A 2,582-nucleotide genomic window follows, 5' to 3' on the forward strand; every position below is an offset into this window, starting at 1 on the left:
AACTTTATTTGCGGCAAATATAAATCAAACTTTAATATGAAGCAAATTAAATATCGATAAAATCAAATATTTATCAATAATTTATAAATGAGTCTTTTTGGTTCATCTTTATACGATAGGAGGAAGTAGTATTAATTAATATTTATTAATTACAAATGTGTATCTAATAATTTTATTCGAAAGGAATTGAATTTCTGTCCGAATGGACGGCGGAACCGATCCGAATGAAAATAAGATCCGATCCGGATGTGATTATGGACTTAATAGATCTGGCTAATGATGTCTTGTGATGCCATAAGTACTAATTGGAATGTTTAACGAGCTATCGTGATTCAAAGTCTATGAAGTGTTTTTTTGATAAAAGTTCTTTTATTTGAGTTTTTTTGCTATCTTAGGCAAAAATATCTATTGTCATGAAACGAGTGGAAAATATCCTTTATTATTTGGCATTATTTGTTATGGCCGTTTTGATGTCTTGTGATGACAAATCACAGATTTGTGATTTTCAAGATGACAATCAAGATCTTGTCACATTAAGTGATATGGAAGGGACTATTTCCTATAATAATGAGGAAAAAATCTGGACAATTCATTCACATGAATCGAACACGATTGATGTCGAGAGAATTTTTTACATTAAAAACCCGAGCGCTGATTGTGAGCGAGAGGGGGCTTCCGTGAAATTTAGCGGGAAAATACATCCTCTAGAGGTAGCCACCACCTTGCCTGCGGGTACTACGGTTTTTTGTTTACATTTAAGCGTAATATCAATAATTAATTAGTTTGGTTATGAAAAAACATCTTTTTCTCTTAATATTCGCATTTTTATCAGTGAATGCGTATTCTCAAATATTAATAGATAATGGAGCTCTGATAGATCCAGCTCTAAAGAATGCCCGTTTTAGCATAGAGGGATCTAAGTGGAATAAGACGGCGTTGACATATTGCATTTGTAATACGTCCTCTAAAGTTTCATCATCTGTGCAGAATACTGCGATTAGGGCTGCTTTTAATGCGTGGCAAAGTTGTACAAACATGTCATTTACCCAAGTTTACAATCAATCAGAGGCAGACTTTAAATTAAGCTGGGTAACAGGCAATCACGGCGATGGGGATGATAATGCTTTTGATGGTCCTCATGGAGTATTGGCACATTCGTTCTATCCAGCCCCTGCTGGAGGCCGTTTTGTCGGACAAATTCATTTTGATGATAGTGAAGCTTGGACTGAGGAGTTTTTAGAAGGTGTGGCTACGCATGAGATCGGTCATGCCCTAGGGCTAGATCACTCGGATTTGCCTAATACGCTGATGTTCCCTACTTATTGGGAGGGTTGCCGTATCGCTATTGATGATCTCCAAGGTATCTGGACTCTATATGGTTGTCCCATCTCTGTATCCGGTCCTTCCGGATTTTGTGAGGACGATATAGCTACTTATACCTTAAATAAATGTCCGGATTACATAAACGTTACTTGGACGGCGGATAATAGAGGGTCTGTTGTTTCAACAACAGGTAACACCTTGAGAATTACGTCCGCAAATAAATCCGGAACCGCTCCTAACAGCTCTATAACGGCACGAGTCGGAACTTTTTCCAAATCTAGATTAGTTCAAGTAGGTAAATCTAACAGGATAAATATAACGGGGCCAACTACCGCACGTGTGGGAAGTACAAAAAAATACACATCATCGGGAGATTGGTTTGATGCTAATTTTTCCACTCTTAAATGGGAAGTATTACCTACGACAGGAGTCTATAGTTCCGTAACAAATGGCGAGCTTTCAGTTACGTTCAATAATGCGGGAAATTATACTCTTCGATGCTATATGTCGACTCCCTGTGGTACCGGTGGCACGGCTTATTTAGTTGTTTCAGTGGGCTATAATTATTCTGTTTCAGTCAACAAATCCGGAAAAACAATTACAGTCGCACAAAATGAGACCAGAAACAAGGCCAATTCTGTCTTCACGTATGAGTTGTTAAATTCAACGACAGGAATATCCTCTCGTAATGGAAGATTGTCTCCAAATGAGACCACAATAGATACAAATGGGTTAAGTTCTGGAATTTATATACTGAAAATCCAAACAGATGATGGTGCGTTTGAAAGTCATAAGGTATCAATATAAGGAAATGGCACGAAGCTGCGAACCGTGAGAAATTGCGTTATCCGTCTTATCTACGTACACTATTAACCCCAATCCTTGGGAAATATGTCCATCCCTTCCGGTAAGTCAACCGGAAGGGATGGTCTGCGTCTATTTTAGGGCCTAAAAAGACGTATGAGAAATCTTGTTTTTATCTTATTGCTTTTCACGGCTTGCCACGGCAGCCGTCACACGTTAAGCCGTCACGGCGAGGAGAACTTGCGCCTCAGCTCGGAGCGCCTCAAGGCGAGCGCCATCAACGTGCCGGGCGGCGGGGCCACGTTGCGCATCCCGTTGTCGGGGTTGAGGCCGTTGCCCGAGGGGGCGGCTTATACGGAGCGTGATGGGCGTGCCGCCTTGTCCGCACGCATCTTGCGTGACACCTTGTATATCGACGCTACCTGCGACAGCCTTCAGCAAGTGGTCTGGGAGTA

2 protein-coding genes and 1 pseudogene are annotated in these 2,582 nt (G+C 40.7%); all 3 read left to right on the forward strand.

Going from position 1 to position 2,582, the window contains the following annotated elements:
* Positions 1-413 precede the first annotated feature (413 nt).
* Positions 414-782, forward strand: coding sequence for a hypothetical protein (locus DWY79_RS22295; RefSeq protein ID WP_057327180.1), 369 nt, complete (start codon positions 414-416; stop codon positions 780-782).
* Positions 783-789: 7 nt separating this feature from the next.
* The gene (locus DWY79_RS22300) at positions 790-2,130 is read left to right on the forward strand and encodes a M57 family metalloprotease (RefSeq protein WP_122370506.1); all 1,341 of its coding nucleotides are present in this window, start codon (positions 790-792) and stop codon (positions 2,128-2,130) included.
* 153 nt (positions 2,131-2,283) lie between these two features.
* A pseudogene (locus DWY79_RS22305) lies at positions 2,284-2,582 on the forward strand (hypothetical protein); the annotation flags it as partial.

It is taken from the genome of Parabacteroides sp. AF27-14 (assembly GCF_003635425.1).
In the GTDB taxonomy this organism is placed as follows: domain Bacteria; phylum Bacteroidota; class Bacteroidia; order Bacteroidales; family Tannerellaceae; genus Parabacteroides; species Parabacteroides distasonis.

Coding starts and splice junctions, on each gene's coding strand:
- DWY79_RS22295 (WP_057327180.1), top strand. CDS start 414: ATGAAACGAGTGGAAAATATCCTTTATTATTTGGCATTATTTGTTATG.
- DWY79_RS22300 (WP_122370506.1), top strand. CDS start 790: ATGAAAAAACATCTTTTTCTCTTAATATTCGCATTTTTATCAGTGAAT.